Raw genomic sequence first — 16,717 nt, 5'->3', positions numbered from 1 at the left:
CTGGCTTTGATGGATTGCCATGGAGGGACAGAACAGATGAAATCTATGAATCTTACCTCGCTTGCTGGTGCCTTGCTTCTGACAATTCTTATTTGTGCTGGATTTTGGTTCTACACACAGTGGGATACGAAACGTTTTGAGGCATCGTTATCAAAAGACTCTTCACAGACAGGGCTCTATGAGCCTGCCTCGGTACAACAAGCAACGCACCTGCAGGAAGCAACCGAAACTATAGAAATCGCCGCAACAGAGAATCCAGGACCCGGACCGGAATTAGAAATCTCAGAAAGTGATGCAACAGAACAAGAGGTGGATGTCGATGTCGCAGCAGAAGATCCTACCAACCCAGCTGATCTAAACACATTTTTTGAAGAGTTCCTTGAAGAAACGGTATCAGACGCAGTCGTATCAGGAGATTTTACCGATGTCGACCAAGATGTGCCTTATGATCAGGATTTTGTCAAAGCCGGATTTGATGCTTACAACGCTGCTCTCAAAACCGATCCCGAGTACGCTTACCAACGGCTTGATGAGGCTTTTCGCGAACAATATGGGGATGACCCCGATGTTGACATCATTGTTGAAAGTATCAGGCAGAGCAATGAAGGCACCCATACGATTGACACTGCTATTGATTCTGCCGAGGCAACACTGAGGCTTGCCTCCAAGATAAGTCCACCCGAAGCCCTTGAGAATCTTGAATTCTATCTTGAATTCCTCATGGAGATCAAGCAATTGGCACTTGAACAAGGGACTGAAATTACTTTGAAAACTCAGGATATTATCGGAGAGTAACTCATGAAAATCCTTTTGTATATTTGCGGTTTTTTTACACTGATCGGAGGGATCGCCTTTTGTACTTATCTAATTCACGATTCTACATCAAAAACTGTATATTTCCAACGTCAAGACAAGGAAAATATCCAGCAAGAACATACAGGACCAATCCGTTCTCGTCCACAGGTGCCTCAGGAAGTTACACAGAAACCTACAACATTAAGAAAAAAAGCATGTTCATGTTGCGGGGATGCTTTGGAGAAAGTGAAACAGAAGCGAAAAGAACTGGAAATGTGGGCGCGAGGTATGATTGATACCCATGGATATGAAGAAGGTATGAAACGCGTCAACGCGAAATCACCCACATTGGCGGAACGCGTACAGTCCCTTCTTGAAAAAGAGAAAAACGCTCGTGGTATACCTACGCAAATGGTGCGATAAAAATCGCCTGAAATTCCAGTCCACTGTGAGTGTTGTCCACGTTAAAGCACTTCATCCTTACGTTGGACTTGTCACTTTCACTGCGTTTTCCTTTGCAATCAACTTCGGACTCGTATTGTCAAAATATTTCGTTTTTGAATACGATGACACTTCCGGGATCGTAGGGTGGGTGAGTGTTCATCAGTATCCGAAACATCAAGAGTTCTTTTATTACCTGTTAGCAGTTATCGGTGTCCCTGTGTTGATCGGTGCCTCCGTTTTCCTCTGGGTCGTTTTTTCACAATGGGCGGCGAAACGCTGCGGCAGATCTATCACGTGGATGCTCAAAGCCTGTGCCTTCGCTTCCTTACCCATTTGTCTGAGTTGGGGCACGGTTTTTCTTTCCACACAGCGCGGGCTGATGCCATTCGTCCTCTCGTTTGGCGTGTCGTTTCTCGTCACGTTAAGCATTCTTTTTTCGGTTTGGATAAAAGGAGGAACACCTACCGGGGCTTTGCCGCAGGCTTTCCTTGAAAGCGTTGAAACAGATAATCACCGCTTCAATGCTATTACACCCTCAGATAAGCGGAACATAGGCGCGGGATATGCCTCGAGAAAAAAACGCGTATTTTATGATGTCTTGGCGTATATCGTCCTCCCTTTTTTCCCCTACTTGTTCACGTATCAAGGCAAAGTTCATGGTGGAATAGACAGGTTTCATGAAGGTGAGTTTCTCGCGCCCCTTAACGAAATGTTACGCGGCGGCATCCCCTTTCGGGATATTTATCTACAGCATGGGCTCTTCCAAAACGCCCTGTTGCCTTGGGTGGGGAGTCAACTTTTTGAACCTACCCTCATGGGTGTGCGTCTGATGCGCGAGGCGTTAGTGCCTCTCGGCTACATAGCCCTTTACCTGCTGAGTTTGCAAATATTTCGATCCCGATCGTTTACAGTCGTTAGTTCTGTGCTGATCGCCTCCGGAATCTGGGTTTCCTCGAGATACACGTTTGGTTTACTTGCGTTTGCTTGTGTTGTCAATGATGTGACACACCGTCAGAAAGGGGGGCAGCTTCAGGGCGAAACTGGCTTCCAGAACGCACGTTTTGCGTGGAAACTCATCCTTGCGGGTTTTTTTACGAGTTTCGCATTCTGGTACAGTGCTGAAATCGGGATTTACTCACTTGCCAGTATTGGGCTGTTTTTCTGCCTCTACAGTCTACAATCTGGGATCCCTACGTGCAAACGTCCGCTGCTCTTAATCAATTATACCTGTGGGGTGATGATAGGTATTCTTCCTGTTGGACTTTATCTTCTCTGGCATGGCGCATTGGACGACATGTTGTGGAATACCTATATCCAATGTCGATACCAAATTGCGACGTGGGGTTTGCCCTTTCCACCACTATCAGCATTGCTTGTTACATGGCGGACGGAAGGCTGGCACGCTTTCCTCTTTGACTCATATTTTCACTACTATCTTCCGATTTGTGTGTTTCTCAGTGTCGGGGCATATCTCACGTTTCGCGGGGTCTGCCGCACGATCTGGCAATCGGAGGGGATGGTGAAGTTACTTTTGCTTTGGATAGGCGGTATCGTTTTCTTTCGCACTGCCCTCGGTCGCTCGGATCCGGGGCATTTTGCTTACGGGTCAACGTTCTTCTGGCTGCTCTGTCTCTTCACCATTGAACGCGGTCTTTTTCGGCTGATAAATGCATTTTTCCCCCAGCATTCTGAGTCAGTACCCCTGAAACTCTCCATGTGCTTATCCTGCTGGCATTTCATACGAAAAGCGTCCTGGATACTCATTCCGACAGTTCTGTTTTTCTGGTATGTCGCCGAAGTTTATCAACCCTTGACAGTTTTTCGCGAAAACGGGCAAAGATTGATTCAGCATCCGTTCCGTCAACGCGTTGCTGAGGTGGCGTTAGAACGTGCTGGGCGTGTGGACATCCCAGATGTCCAAGCCCAGCAGATGCAAAAAGTGGTTGCTTATCTTCAGGATCAGACGTCCCCAGACGAAAAGATTTTTGACTTTTCAAGTCAAGGTGCCTACTATTTCTTCGCAAACCGTCCGAGTGTCACCCGTTATCATCAGGTTGTCTACGCAGCAACCCCCGCAATGCAGAGAGAGGTTATCGAGGCACTTGAAGCCGACAGCACGCGCTTCGTCCTCTTCAAAACAGGGGGTTGGTTCGATGCAGTTGATAATATTCCTGCGGAAAAACGCCATCCGATTATCGCCGCGTATTTGCAGGAGAATTATGAACCCGCTGTTCGCATTTACCGGACACAGATTTTACAACGCAAGCATCCGCACGCAAAATGATTGAATTTCGCTATTTATTGCGTGATTCGGTGCGGTTAGGAAACCGCACTTACCAGGGAATTGCGTAAGTCCTAATTGCTAAAAATGTTTGTATAGATTACCATCGCAAACAGAAAGCGTTGTTTCACATTGATTCCCTCCAGACCATTGACCAACGCTGCATCGCAATGTTCCACCCCGATCCGTGTGAATTGCTTCAACAGCAGGAACTCCGGCAACACCTGCGAGAAGCGATTGAAACACTCACACCCTCCCGTAAACGTGTGTTCCTTATTATACTACATTGAAGAAGTCCCTATTAGAGACATTGCCACACGCACTGGACGCAGCGAAGGTCCGGTGAAAACGCCTCTCCGCAATGCCCGCCTCCACCTCCAAAAGCTGCTCGCGCCATACCTGAAAAGTCAGGATTTTGAAATAGCCGCTAATACGATTTGACATTCATTTTGTTTGTATGTATAATATTAACGTCGGTTTGATTAAACATTTCGGATGTCTTGAAAGTGCTATTTTCACGTCCCAAAGCCATCAGTGTGTAGCACTAACTTTTAGTTTGCGCTACAAGTGGCAATCTTTATCAAACTCACGTTACTATTATCAATATGCTTTAGGCATGACATTCCGTTAGAGAAAAACTAAAGAGGAGAATACTTTAATAAGACATGATTATCTTTTTACGCGAGAAATTTATTGCACAGCTCTTTATGTGGGTCATTGCTATCGTGTTTTTGATAGGAACAGTGTTCCTCTATAGCAACACGCGCGGTGGCGGCGAGGGACCGGAGGGAGAAGTCGTTCTGAGGATTGATGGTGCCGAAGTCAAACGGGGTGAATTTGAAAACGCTGTTGCGAATGCTATGGAGTCGCAAAGGCAACAAAGTCGGAGTGTCGGTACACCTGACCGGGAACAGACACAACAGGCGGTCATCGATCGTTGGGTGCAGCAGACGATTCTTGGAAGTGTCAATATTGCTGACGCGGACATAAGACGTTACATCCGCAGCGACGCGGACCGGGTCCAGCAGTATAATCTTTATGAACAATTCGGTGCAGCAGACCTCTATACAGAAAATATTCGGCTGCAGCTCAGTTCCACCGCCCTTCGAGACAGTATTCAAACCTTAGAATTAATAACCGATACTGAAGCAGAACAGGCATATCGACTTGAATCCGATAAGGCGAAAGTTAAATTTATCGAATTTAAGCATAGTGATTACACCGCAATGGTTGAGGTGGATGACGCGGCAGCAGAGGCCTATTATGAGGAGAATAAGGATGACTATAAGTCCCAAGAACAGGTGAACGTCAAGTTTATCAGAGTGGAACCCATCCTTTTTGTTACAGATGCAGAGGTAAAAGATTATTACGAGGCAAATAAGTCTGCGTTTACGACACCAGAAGCGGTCAAAGCACGCCATATCTTAAAGAAGTTTCCTGACGGTGCAACTGACGAACAGAAAGCAGAGGTCAAAGTCGCTGCAGCGGAATTACTGAAAACCATTAATGCCGAACTCGCAGCAGGTGCCGATTTTGCTGAACTTGCAAAAACACATTCGGAGGGTCCCTCCGCAGTACAAGGTGGCGCATTAAGAGGGTCGAATCCAAATCTCCCTGCTGGCGACTATTTTGCCCGTGGCGACATGGTAAAACCCTTTGAAGAGACTGCGTTTGACACACTGGAGGTCGGAGAAGTCAGTGGTCTGGTTGAGACGCAATTCGGGTATCATATCATCAAATTGGAGGAGAAGAAGGCACCAGAGGCCCAACCTTTTGCGCAGGTCCAATATGAAATCCAACAGAAGTTGGTTCAGGTTAGTGGGGTTGATGAGGCGAGACAGGTCGCTAATGATTTGTTGTATGAAGTCGAAATTCAGGACTATGACGCTGCACTCGCACATGAGAACTTTAAAGAACTCCCACTTGCTGTTTTAGAAACCGGACTCTTCAGTCGTGATGCGACGACGATTCCTCGAATTGGCGCGAGATGGGGCTATGAGGAATTAATCCAAGAAATTTTTGATATAGAAGTGAATGTCATAAAGGTACTTGAGGCAAAGAAACGGACGGGTGAAGTGGAAGCCTATTTTGTCGCAACCGTTTTGGAGAAGAAGCCTGCTGCTATCCCGCCGTTTGCTGAGGTAAAAATAGAAGTGGTTGAGGCACTAAAAGCGGAAAAAGCGAAAGCGAGTGCTTTGACGGACGCACAAAGCCTATTTAATCAGCGCGACAACGCCGAATCCCTTGAGGCGTTGCTTAAAAAGTATAACGCCCCTGAAGGTTTGACAGTTGATCGGCTCTCAGTACAAGAAAGCAACCTATTCTCACTGAGTGCCAGTAGCAACTATATTTCGGGTATGGGGAATTCTGATGAAGTGATGTTTGCCGCATTTCAGATGAAGATGGATGAAATTGGGGGTCCCTTCAAAGGTAACTCTTCCGTGTACATCGTTCAGCTTGTTGAGCGACAGGAACCGGATGTCGAAGCGTTCCAAATGGATCCGGCTGAAAAGACGCGACACCTTCAGACAATCATCCAAGCGAAAAAACGGGAGACATATTTGAACTGGTTCGCTGCACGCAAAAAGAGTAGTGAACTCTGGATTCATCCAGATTACCGTTAATTTTTAATCTGCTCAGGACTTACGCAATTTTAGCCGTAGCATGCTCTGTGAGATAGGGATCCTCGAAGAAATACAGACTGTTTGCGGACACAAACTGGAAAGTTTGTGCTACAAAAGAACATCCTGCGTAAGTCCTACCGCTGTTAGATACGATGTGATTGGGCGGGGTCCACGTGCCTCGCCCTTTTTCGCGTCTGCTGGCAAGATTTCCTACTGATCGTTTCTACCTTAACAAAACGACCAGGACTTACGCAAAATTGCGTTGAAACATCTATCTTCAGACAGCAAAGACACTTACTTTCATAGGATCGGTGCGGTTAGAAACCGCACCTACCAATGAAGTGCGTAAGTCCTACCGACGCTATAAATAAGGGTAGGTGGCATCGGGGTGATAGTCTGGCAGCAAAGCATCGTGTGTTTGCCCTGTGATGAGGCTTGTGCCATCGGTGAAGCGTTCGGGACGGTGGCGAAGAAACTCAATTAGGCGATTTCGCCACGGGATTAAATGGGGTTCAGCCCCGCTCTGGCTTGCCAGATCGCGTGTTTCATGCGGATCGTCCTTCAGATTAAAGAGGTGTTCTCGACCGGTTTGGGAGTACCAGATGTACTTATGGTGTCCGTCTGTCACATAGTGGCTGCCGTGATTGTAATCGTAACACCCTGAATGCTCGCCGTGCAGACAGTCTCGCACCCGATCAGTGTCACCTTGCATGATGGGTAGTAGGCTCCTACCCGTGCAGGTGCTTGGCGTCTCAACACCAGCTGCGTCCAGAATAGTGGGCATAATGTCTTGTAGGCCGACGGGACTTTGACAAACAGATTCTTTTGGGGAACCCCATTTCGCCGGTGCCCGCATTAAAAATGGAACTCGAGCGGAGGCTTCATAGGACCAGGTTTTACGGTACAAATTATGATCACCAAGCATCTCGCCGTGGTCGGAGGTGAAAATGACCAGACAGTCTTTCATTCCGCCTGTATACTGAATCAGACGACCGATCTGATCGTCGATGAAGTTAATCATCCCGTAATAGGCAGCTCGGGCGCAGCGCATGTCGTAGTCATCGAGACGGATTTCCCATGCATTTGGATCCAATCCCTTCTGAGGGTCCTTAAATTCGGGTGCCCAATCGCCAACCACGGGTGGTGGGAGATCCCGCTGGATGTAGCGTTGGTAATAATGCGCTGGTGGTGTCAGTGGTGGATGCGGGTCTATAAAAGAGATGTTGAGAAAAAAAGGGGCTGTCGGATCGCGTTTTTGCAAGAAATTGAGTGCGCGATCAATACACCAAAACGTGTGCATCTGTTCTTCGGAGAGATGGTGCGGACGGCCAACCCATCCGTTCGCAGAGACACCGTGTGCCATACCTGGATCAACATCGTTGCGGCCGTGGTATTGTCGCAGCCAATCGACGTAGTCGTTGTGGTTCCCGCGGGTGGCATCAGCCAGCTGGAGGTGATCAAAGCCGTATCGCTTCCGAGGCGGGGTCAAATGCAGTTTGCCGATCATCTCGGTTTGATAACCTGCTGCGGACAACTCGCCTGCTAAGGTATGAGGTGGATTCCACTGGGCGCCTCTAAATCCGACTGCCCCGTTCGCCGCGGGTGCGGTTCCAGTCATAAGACTACGCCGGGCGGGAATGCAGCTTGGGCATTCAGCGTATCCACGGCGAAAGTGCGTGCCGGTGCGACCGATCCAGTCGAGGTTTGGGGTTTGCAGGCAATCAGGACCGTCAGGATCCAGTCCCAGGCAATCGCCGCGTTGCTGGTCAGTGGTAATCAGAAGGATATTAGGGCGGGTGTCAGACATCTCAAACTCCATGCGACCAAGCGTCAAACGAGCGATTCACCGAGCTGAGCGGTGTGCAGCGATTAATTATTAATTGAGAAGTTTGTAGAAAAAGTTACGACGTTTGGGAATATACCCTAACTCAGCAATCGTCCTTTCAATCTCCTCAATCGGCATGCAATAGACGGTTCCGGCTTGGCTGACCACGTTTTCCTCTATCATTGTGCCGCCCATGTCATTTGCGCCGAATTTCAGGGAAAGTTGCCCAATTTTAGGACCTTGCGTAACCCACGAAGACTGAAAATTGTCGAAATTATCCAGAAATAATCGAGAGATGGCAAGTGTCTTAAGGTACTCAAAACTTCCCGCTGGCGGTATATGCTCCATACGTGTGTTAGCGGGTTGTAGGGACCAGCAGATAAAAGCCGTAAATCCACCCGTCTCATCTTGCAAGTCACGTAAACGTACGAGATGCTCAACCCGTTCAGCGTAGCTTTCTACGTGTCCATACATCATTGTTGCACTCGACTTAAGTCCGACCAGATGCCCTTGCCGCATGACTTCCAACCATTCGTCAGCGGTACATTTCTTGGGGCTAATCTCGTTGCGAGCGTGTTCGGTGAGAATCTCCGCGCCACCGCCGGGGATCGAATCGAGTCCTGCGTCTCGTAAACGGCTAAGTGTTTCTCGAAGCGGCATACGATTTATCTTGGCGAACCAGTCCAACTCGGGCGGTGAAAACCCGTGAATGTGGATGCGGTAATTCGCTTTAATCCATCGAAGGAGGTCTTCGTACCAGTCGAGTTTTAGTTTTGGGTGTAAACCGCCTTGCATGAGAATCATCTCACCGCCGAGGTCAATCGTTTCCTGAATTTTTTTTCCAAGTTCGTCCCGCGCCATGACATAGGCATCCGGATCCTTGCGATGTCGGTAAAACGCGCAGAAATCGCAATCAACATAACACCAATTGGTGTAGTTGATATTCCTGTCAATAATATAGGTGATGTACCCTTCAGGGTGTTTCCGTTGCCGAATGGCATCTGCGGCGTGTCCTAAGGCGAGTAGATCGTGGCTCTTGAAAAGCGTCAGACAATCGTCAAAGTCTAATCGTTCTCTGGCAAGCGATTTTTCGAGAATGGGCTGGATGTTTGTATCCATTTAGAAGTTTCCTTTGATTTTGTAACAATAGCGGCACAATTCTATATCTCAATTCTACCACTTTAAAATTAAATTGTCAACTTTTCTGCGATTTTAACTTGACTTTTTTGGAAAATCGGGTATAATTAATAATTGCGCTTAACAATCTGGATCCGTCTATAATGGGGAGAGGTATCAATGAATGAAGTTGTTTACAACGAGGATTTGGTGAAAACAGTGGAAAATAAATATCTTGCGGTAAATGTTGTTGCGAAACGTGCGCGGCAAATAAATGCGGATGGTTTACCGATCGTCCGTCCAAGTGCAGGAAATAAAAAACAGAAACCCGTCGCTATTGCCACACAAGAATTAGTTGAGGGGAAGCTTCATTATAAACAGGGTGAAGCGGAAGCGCCCGATTCCAGTGCAGTCTCAATTTTTACGGATCCTCAAGACGCAAATGATGAGAGCGATATCTTCAATGAAGAAATCGTTTCTGACGCATCGCAGCAGCCTGAAGAAGAGGAACGCGAAGAAGGACTCTAATCTGGGTGAATCGGAGGATATTTTCTGCTGAAAGTGCTTCTCGGTTCCAGAGAAAAATCACTTGACAATCTACAGTAGAGCGGGTATAATTATAAAATGTCTGTTTGCTGACGTGGCTCAATGGTAGAGCAAGTGATTTGTAATCACTAGGTTGGAGGTTCGATTCCTCTCGTCAGCTTTTATTTGGGGGTATGCTTGAGTGGTCAAAAAGGGCAGACTGTAAATCTGTTGGCAATGCCTACGGTGGTTCGAATCCATCTGCCCCCATCTGTTATTTTAGTTAAAGTCGTAAGATTATTGAGATTCTGCGGGAGTAGCTCAGCTGGTAGAGCATTGGCCTTCCAAGCCATGTGTCGCGGGTTCAAATCCCGTCTCCCGCTTGTTGATGTTTTTTATCTATGCCGACGTAGCTCAGTCGGTAGAGCGCGTCCTTGGTAAGGACGAGGTCACCGGTTCAATCCCGGTCGTCGGCCCCACTTAACTACTAAAGTAGAGCGTTTATTATGCCAAGAGATATTGCACAGTTAGCCTGTGATGCATGCAATCGGCGGAATTATGTGACGACCCGTAACCGTCGGACGAATCAAAATCGGTACGAACGGAAGAAGTACTGTCGCTTTTGTCGAAAGCATACAGTTCACAAAGAAACACGATAACTTTTAAGTAGGCATTGCCTTAAGCGTGAGATTTTCTCGCTTAGGTTTGTATGTTGTCCTACGAAACTCTTGCAGGCCAGTAGCTCCAACGGCTAGAGCGTCGGTCTCCAAAACCGAGTGTTGGGGGTTCGAATCCCTCCTGGCCTGCCTTTTAACTTATGATAACTCGTTTAAAAAATTACATTCAGGGGATTAATCTGGAGTGGCAGAAGGTCACCAAACCCGACATAAAAGAGGTTCAGGGTAGTACGATTACAGTCATTGTTGCGTCTGCGCTGTTAGGATTATTTATCGGTTTGGTGGACGGTAACTCTGCTTTCCCTGCATGGAGTAGCCCCTTAAGTTGGGTTGTTTTGATAGCCCTTCCGATCCTCGTTTTCTTTTTTGTTAAAAGTTGGGAAAACCAACCTCGGAGTAGCAGAGAAGCGAGGGCATCCGACGATGACTCGCTCTTCGGAAGCGAGCAAAACCGGAAGTTGGTGGCGACAGCAATAGCGTGTGTTCCTTTAATCGCCGTTGTTGTGAGTCGATACCTTTTGAACACTTCACTCGAAGGCTTCGGTATGGCTTTTCTTAGAACACTCTTTATTCGCTAATGGCTTTGGGTTTTTTAATAGCACAATTGACTTAATCGTGAATCAGAATATGGATGGATACTGGTACGTTGTTCAGATATATACCGGACATGAAAAGAAGGTTAAACTCAGCCTTGATAATATGATTGCAAGGGAAGAGTTACAGGATGAAATTTTGCAGGTGAACGTCCCCGAAACCGAAGTGGTGGAGGTAAAAGACAGTCAGCGCAAAGTCAGTATCCGTCCTTCTTATCCAGGGTATGTTCTCATTAATACCACCCATGAGCTGGGTCCACATGTCGATAGTCAGATTGGGCAGAGAAGTTGGGCACTCATACAAGAGACCCCTGGTGTTATGAATTTCTTGGGTCCGCCTGCTCATCCATCGCCTCTAAGTCCTGAAGATGTTGAAGCGATGTTACAGATGTCGACGGAGGAAGAGGAAGTTCCGCCAACACCACTCATCGAATATGAGGTTGGTGATAAGGTGAAAGTGATAAATGGTCCCTTCAGTGGATTTCCGGGTGAGATTGAAGAAGTTGATATGGTGCACCACCGTTTGCGTTTGAGTATTTCGCTTTTCGGACGCTCAACATCTGTTGATCTCGGAATGCTTGAAGTTGAGCAATTAAACTAAAACGCAATAGTGTTGTTTTCTAAACGCACTGTAGAATTCACAAAATTCAGGACAGGAAGAACAATGGCAAAAAAAGTGGCAGGTGAAGTTAAGCTCCAATTGGTATCCGGACAGGCAACACCGCAACCGCCCGTTGGGCCGAGTCTTGCACCTTATATGATTAATCTGCAGGAGTTTATCAAATCCTTTAACGCCCAGACGCAGCATCAAACCGGTATGGTGGTCACGACAATCATCACGTGTTATAGCGATAGATCGTTTGCGTTCGTCGTGAAATCCCCACCCGCCGCGGTCTTGTTGAAATCCGCAGCGAAGATCGCTAAAGGTTCAGGGGAACCGAACCGAAATAAGGTCGCTTCCGTCAAAATGGAGCAGATTCGCGAGATCGCACAGACAAAGTTGCCTGATTTGAATACCACAGACTTAGAGGCTGCGATGCGGATGGTGGAAGGCACCGCCCGCAGTATGGGGCTTACAATTGAATGAAGTCTTTGGGTGTGGATGAACCGTAGTATCGTCCGCATACGAGGAAATTCGCTTTGAAACAGGGCAGATAGAGATGCCCTGTAAGTATCGGAGAATAACATGGCGAAAAAAGGGAAGCGATACCGCGAAATTAAAGAACAGGTGGACAGGTTCAAACTTCACACGGTTGATGAGGCTGTCTCGCTCCTGAAAAAAACCAGCAAGGCAAAGTTTGATGAGACGGTAGATTTGGCATCGCGTCTCGGTGTAGATGCTCGACAAGCCGATCAGAATATCCGCGGCACCGTTGCCCTCCCATACGGGACGGGTAAATCTGTCCGGGTTGTCGTTTTTGCCCAAGGCGACCCGGCACGACAAGCCGAAGAATCTGGGGCGGATTTTGTCGGAACAGACGAATTGGTAGATAAAATTGCTGATGGATGGCTTGAGTTTGATACAGCAATTGCTACACCAGACTTGATGCGGAGTATTATGCCAAAACTCGGACGTATCCTTGGACCCCGAGGGCTGATGCCTAATGCGAAGGCTGGCACTGTCACAATGGATGTTGCCGAGGCTATTCAAAGTGTCAAAGCCGGACAGATTGAATATAGAATAGAACGATCCTCTGGTGTTGTTCATGTCCCAATTGGGAAAGTCTCTTTTGAAGAAGAAAGCATTAAAGGGAATCTTAACGCGGTGATGGGTGCACTCGTTGCTGCTCGGCCGTCAGCCATTAAAGGCAGATATATTCGGAGCGTGGCAATTTCATCAACAATGGGAGCGGGCATCCGAATAGACCCACAACAATTTGTGTAAGTTCCGTGAAATGCTAAGATTCTATGGAATAGCCCTTACAATTAAATAAAGTCGTAGACCGTAGGTGCCGTTGGCTTAATTGCCTACCGAGGCTTAGATGGAATAAAAGCAGCAGAAGTTTTTCGGGTAGAACGTAACCGTTCTTCATTCGTCTCTTTCTTGCCTTTTGATATGAGCCTCCAGCAGCCAATGGGGGCTTTTTGCATGTAATCTTGTGTTGAATTAAACAGTTTGTTGGGTGTCGGGGTGCCGCACCTCGACTCCATATAACGCGAGTAGAAAGGAGCTGACATGATGCCGAATCAGGCAAACGTTCAGCAGGTAGAACAAATTCGTGAACTTTTTGAGGGCGCGGATGTTGTGCTTTTGGCAGATTTTCAGGGTCTTACTGTCCCAGAGGTGAATGAACTGCGGAATCAACTTCGAGCGGCAGAAGTCCAGTATAAAGTCTGTAAGAACACATTGGTAAATGTCGTTGCCCAGGAAAGGGGTATTGAAGGGCTGGAGCCTTATCTCAAAGGCAATACGGCTCTTGCTACCAGCACGGATCCGGCGGCATCGTCAAAAATTTTATTTCAATTTGGCGAAGCACACGAAAATTTTAAGGTTAAAGGTGGGATTCTTGGAACGCAAGTGGTTGACGCTGCAGGCGTTGAAGCCCTCCAAGATATGCCGTCACGAGAGGTTATGCTCGCCCGCGCTGTGGGGACTATCGGTGCGCCGCTCACCGGGCTCGTCAATACCTTACATCAAGGTTCACCTATCACAGGTATGGTGAATGTACTCAGTGGAACAATACGTCAGGTAGCCTCCGTGCTCACGCAGGTTGCTGATCAAAAGAAAGAGGCGGAAGACGCCTAACACAAGCGCCAGTCTTTAGACTGTGGTGCTATCACAGAAAGGAATAGAAAAATGGCTGCAGATATGGATAAAATGATTGACGAAATCAGTAATATGACCGTTTTAGAACTGTCTGAACTGGTCAAAGCGTTGGAAGATAAGTTTGGTGTCAGTGCCTCAGCGGCTCCGGCAGTCGCTATGCCAGGGATGATGCCCGCTGCCGCTGCGCCAGGCGCAGAGGAAGCTGCCGAACCGGAAGAGAAAACGGAATTTGACGTTCAACTCAAAAGTTTTGGCGGAAAGAAAATTCCTGTTATTAAAGAGGTCCGCGCGATTACTGGACTCGGCTTAAAAGAAGCGAAAGAGAAAGTCGAATCCGCACCCGTCGTCATTCAGGAAGCTGTCTCCAAAGAGGATGCCGAGAAAACAAAAGAGCAACTTGAAGCACTCGGTGCTGAAGTTGAGATTCTCTAAGTGTAGACACACTGTTTTACGTAATAGACCGTGCGTGCTAAAGCCGCACATGATAGGTAAGCCCATTATGGTTCTTGAGCATAGCGATGCACGAATCCATCGCGCTACAGCGGACTGTAATGGGTTTTCGTTTTTTGTTAGGACTTACGCAATTTTGATTGTGAGGCGTTCTATTAGATGGAGATACTTGGACGAACATGGACGTTTTTGTGGCACAACCTAACAGGTTATGCTACAAAAAAGCAGCCTGCATAAGTCCTAATTCTTTATAAATGTTCAGTATCGTTGATGTTTTTTATCTCGTTTTCAGCCAACTTGCAGTTGGTGGGTTTGTTCTCCTTTTCTTGGTTCCGAAAGGATTGGTAGGATCAAACTTCTATCGTTTGATGGGAGTGATTTATCTACTCGTAGGTGGTTTGTCGCGCTGTGCGAACCTTGCCCTTTATCAGCAACCCGTTACGTTTCTCAACTTTTTCGGATACTGGCAGCATCCAGAATCTATTTCCGTCATTAGTTTTTTCCTCATTGTACTTGTTTGGACATTGACGTGGTGGTTCAAAGCATCACTGCTCACGCGAATCACTTTCTGGGGCGGCGTAATTTCTGGCGTGGTATGGATCATTTTAAGTGCCCAGCGTTACTTGCAAATTATCCAGATCCCCGGCGAAATGTTTCTGTTACCCATCCAATTCTTGGCTGCTGCGGTGTTACTGGGTGCTGTCCACACGGGTATGTGGTTTGGTCACTGGTACCTCGTAGTCCCCGATTTACCGGTGCGCTATCTGAAACGGTTTAACAGTGGGCTCCTCTATACGCTTTTGGTGATGGCACTATTGCTCTGCCTGAATTTCTTTTTCAGACAACAATCGACAAATGTTGTTTCTTTTAACCTCTTTTATCATATCATTTTCGGGATGCGAGTGCTTATAGGTATTGCTGGCACGCTGTTACTCTATTTCATTACATGGGACTGCTTACGTCCTAAGTCCGTCGCCCGCGACGAACTTGGCGCGACACGCGCTGCAACTGGCTTCCTTTTCATTGCCATTATTACGGTCTTCATTGGTGAATTTTGCAGCCGATTGCTGCTTTTGGAGATGCGATTTATCCTCTAATTAATTCTGATGGTCTATATCGAATTTCGTTGTAATTTAAAATCAGATATGCTAAAATAACACCATGCATTAGAAGTTTAAGGAGGCATATCGTAGTGAAATCTCAAATTTTTTATGAACCCGAATCAATGAGCCTTGAAGATAGACCCGTTCCAGCACCGGGGGACGACGACTTGTTAGTTCAAGTGCGTTCAGTAGGTATCTGTGGTTCGGATGTCGCATATTATTTCGGTAATAGTTCACTTGAAACCGATGATGGCAAAGGTCCGCTGATTCTGGGGCATGAATTCACGGGTGAAGTCGTTGAAGTTGGCAGTGAAGCAAGGACAGCAGGTGGGTTTAAAGTCGGTGACCGAGTTGTTGTTAACCCCGTTCAATCGAACCCAAATTCTTTCTGGAGTCAGAAGGGGTTGTCCAACTTGTGTCCGGAGAAACGTGTTCTGGGTGTAGGCGTTGATGGTGGTTTCGCGGAATACGCGGTTTCTGACTATCGCTGGACGGTCAAACTACCGGACAACGTCACGTATGACCAGGGTGCCTTAACGGAGCCTTTGGCATGTGGACTCTATGCAGTTAACAATCTCAACGCTGAAGCCGGACAGACCGCTGTCGTTTTTGGACCTGGACCTATCGGTTTGATGATGGTGCAAATCCTGAAAAGCCGCGGCTTAGAAAACGTCCTACTCGTTGGCACTCGCGATTATCGCTTAGATTGCGGTAAGGAACTCGGCGCAGATGTAGTCATTAACGTCAGCGATACCAGCTCTCCACATTACGTTGAAGACTTAGGTGCCGCAATTCAGGAACTCAATAATGGAGAATTGGCAGACCGCGCAATTACGGCAACCAGTTCCCTTGACGCAATTCACACCGCCTTAGACGTCACCGGTCGGCATGCAACCGTCGTTATCTTCGGGCTTCCCGGCGACACGGATGTGATGCAAGTCCCAATTCTTGATACCATCCTCATGGATAAAACTATCAGATTCTCTTGGCTTGCCCCCGATACTTGGGAGGAAGCGGTGCAGCTCATTTCGAGTGGCGATGTCGATATGGACAAAATTATCAGCCACGAATTCCCACTTGAATCACTGGTTGAGGGAATAACGAAGGTACGCAATCGTGAAGACAGTTGCACAAAAGGAATAATAAAAGTCTCCGCGTAAGCGATATAGAACATGGGTATCCCATTTTTCGTTGTTTTTGTCCTTTCAATCGCTTTTCTGTCGCTTGGGATAACTGGGTGGGGTGACTTCGTTTCGGTGGAGTGGGATAAGCAAAATTCATCCGATGCAACCAGCGATCCTGCAGCTGTCACCCCTTATCTTAGTTTTCAATCCGATTATTGGGCAATCGCGCGGTGCTTTATAGGGTTTCTGCTGTTTTTGGTGAGCCTTTATTTTATGGGGTTCTTTCTCTATCTTGAAGAACGAGAAAGTGGCAGGATTATGAAGAACGTTAAGAGTTTTGCCAAACTACGGCAGTTTCTTGAACGACACCAAAAAGGAGGCCTCTCGCGATGA

General features: G+C 47.2%; 18 protein-coding genes, 5 tRNA genes and 1 other annotated feature. Of the genes, 20 read left to right on the top strand and 3 right to left on the bottom strand.

What is annotated here, in order from left to right; genetic code table 11:
* The first annotated feature begins 36 nt into the window (after positions 1–36).
* The 3 genes from OXN25_04475 to OXN25_04465 are packed head-to-tail and all read left to right on the top strand — an operon-like array spanning position 37 to position 3,523.
* The gene (locus OXN25_04475; protein MDE0424107.1) at positions 37–795 is read left to right on the top strand and encodes a hypothetical protein; all 759 of its coding nucleotides are present in this window, start codon (positions 37–39) and stop codon (positions 793–795) included.
* Positions 796–798: 3 nt separating this feature from the next.
* Complete coding sequence (locus OXN25_04470) at positions 799–1,218, top strand: hypothetical protein (GenBank protein ID MDE0424106.1); 420 nt, start codon at positions 799–801, stop codon at positions 1,216–1,218.
* Positions 1,190–3,523 (top strand): hypothetical protein, encoded by a 2,334-nt coding sequence (locus OXN25_04465; protein ID MDE0424105.1) that lies wholly within the window; start codon positions 1,190–1,192, stop codon positions 3,521–3,523. The genes OXN25_04470 and OXN25_04465 overlap by 29 nt, the downstream gene beginning before the upstream one ends.
* 273 nt (positions 3,524–3,796) lie before the next feature.
* On the opposite strand, the gene OXN25_04460 is transcribed toward OXN25_04465, so the two are convergent.
* Positions 3,797–3,964 carry a hypothetical protein gene (locus tag OXN25_04460; GenBank protein ID MDE0424104.1) on the bottom strand — a complete coding sequence of 56 codons (168 nt, stop codon included), beginning with the start codon at positions 3,962–3,964 and terminating at the stop codon, positions 3,797–3,799.
* 221 nt (positions 3,965–4,185) lie between these two features.
* On the opposite strand from OXN25_04460, the gene OXN25_04455 reads away from it, so the two are divergent.
* On the top strand, positions 4,186–6,144 hold the full coding sequence (locus OXN25_04455) for a peptidyl-prolyl cis-trans isomerase (protein MDE0424103.1): 1,959 nt from the start codon (positions 4,186–4,188) through the stop codon (positions 6,142–6,144).
* Positions 6,145–6,505: 361 nt separating this feature from the next.
* Here the strand turns inward: OXN25_04455 and OXN25_04450 are convergent, their stop codons facing one another.
* Complete coding sequence (locus OXN25_04450; protein ID MDE0424102.1) at positions 6,506–7,951, bottom strand: arylsulfatase; 1,446 nt, start codon at positions 7,949–7,951, stop codon at positions 6,506–6,508.
* A gap of 69 nt (positions 7,952–8,020) precedes the next feature.
* A complete protein-coding gene (gene mqnC, locus OXN25_04445; protein MDE0424101.1) occupies positions 8,021–9,088 on the bottom strand; it encodes a dehypoxanthine futalosine cyclase in 1,068 nt (355 codons plus the stop codon).
* Positions 9,089–9,265: 177 nt separating this feature from the next.
* On the opposite strand from mqnC, the gene rpoZ reads away from it, so the two are divergent.
* From rpoZ to OXN25_04365, 16 genes are all read left to right on the top strand, one after another.
* A complete protein-coding gene (gene rpoZ / locus OXN25_04440) occupies positions 9,266–9,613 on the top strand; it encodes a DNA-directed RNA polymerase subunit omega (protein ID MDE0424100.1) in 348 nt (115 codons plus the stop codon).
* Positions 9,614–9,719: 106 nt separating this feature from the next.
* Positions 9,720–9,791: transfer RNA gene (locus tag OXN25_04435), tRNA-Thr, on the top strand.
* A gap of 7 nt (positions 9,792–9,798) precedes the next feature.
* Positions 9,799–9,880: transfer RNA gene (locus OXN25_04430), tRNA-Tyr, on the top strand.
* Between the two features lie 40 nt (positions 9,881–9,920).
* A tRNA-Gly gene (locus OXN25_04425) sits at positions 9,921–9,993 on the top strand.
* 20 nt (positions 9,994–10,013) lie between these two features.
* Positions 10,014–10,089, top strand: a tRNA-Thr gene (locus tag OXN25_04420).
* A gap of 27 nt (positions 10,090–10,116) precedes the next feature.
* Positions 10,117–10,269 (top strand): 50S ribosomal protein L33, encoded by a 153-nt coding sequence (rpmG, locus tag OXN25_04415; protein ID MDE0424099.1) that lies wholly within the window; start codon positions 10,117–10,119, stop codon positions 10,267–10,269.
* A 73-nt stretch (positions 10,270–10,342) separates the two neighbouring features.
* A tRNA-Trp gene (locus tag OXN25_04410) sits at positions 10,343–10,416 on the top strand.
* Positions 10,417–10,427: 11 nt separating this feature from the next.
* Positions 10,428–10,865 (top strand): preprotein translocase subunit SecE, encoded by a 438-nt coding sequence (gene secE / locus OXN25_04405; GenBank protein ID MDE0424098.1) that lies wholly within the window; start codon positions 10,428–10,430, stop codon positions 10,863–10,865.
* Positions 10,866–10,902: 37 nt separating this feature from the next.
* Entirely contained in the window at positions 10,903–11,481 is a 579-nt protein-coding gene (gene nusG / locus OXN25_04400; GenBank protein ID MDE0424097.1) for a transcription termination/antitermination protein NusG, read from the top strand.
* 63 nt (positions 11,482–11,544) lie between these two features.
* Positions 11,545–11,967 (top strand): 50S ribosomal protein L11, encoded by a 423-nt coding sequence (rplK, locus tag OXN25_04395; GenBank protein ID MDE0424096.1) that lies wholly within the window; start codon positions 11,545–11,547, stop codon positions 11,965–11,967.
* A gap of 99 nt (positions 11,968–12,066) precedes the next feature.
* Entirely contained in the window at positions 12,067–12,765 is a 699-nt protein-coding gene (gene rplA, locus OXN25_04390; GenBank protein MDE0424095.1) for a 50S ribosomal protein L1, read from the top strand.
* A gap of 35 nt (positions 12,766–12,800) precedes the next feature.
* Positions 12,801–12,977, top strand: a sequence feature (ribosomal protein L10 leader region).
* Positions 12,978–13,056: 79 nt separating this feature from the next.
* A complete protein-coding gene (rplJ, locus tag OXN25_04385; protein ID MDE0424094.1) occupies positions 13,057–13,626 on the top strand; it encodes a 50S ribosomal protein L10 in 570 nt (189 codons plus the stop codon).
* A 51-nt stretch (positions 13,627–13,677) separates the two neighbouring features.
* A complete protein-coding gene (gene rplL / locus OXN25_04380) occupies positions 13,678–14,079 on the top strand; it encodes a 50S ribosomal protein L7/L12 (protein ID MDE0424093.1) in 402 nt (133 codons plus the stop codon).
* Positions 14,080–14,351: 272 nt separating this feature from the next.
* Positions 14,352–15,194: a hypothetical protein gene (locus OXN25_04375; protein MDE0424092.1), complete on the top strand. Its 843-nt coding sequence runs from the start codon at positions 14,352–14,354 to the stop codon at positions 15,192–15,194.
* Positions 15,195–15,289: 95 nt separating this feature from the next.
* Positions 15,290–16,360, top strand: a complete 1,071-nt coding sequence (locus OXN25_04370; protein MDE0424091.1) for an alcohol dehydrogenase catalytic domain-containing protein — start codon at positions 15,290–15,292, stop codon at positions 16,358–16,360.
* Between the two features lie 12 nt (positions 16,361–16,372).
* On the top strand, positions 16,373–16,717 hold the full coding sequence (locus OXN25_04365) for a hypothetical protein (GenBank protein MDE0424090.1): 345 nt from the start codon (positions 16,373–16,375) through the stop codon (positions 16,715–16,717).

The organism is Candidatus Poribacteria bacterium (genome assembly GCA_028820845.1).
Classification (GTDB): domain Bacteria; phylum Poribacteria; class WGA-4E; order WGA-4E; family WGA-3G; genus WGA-3G.
This window is presented reverse-complemented; position numbering and strand designations above follow the sequence as displayed.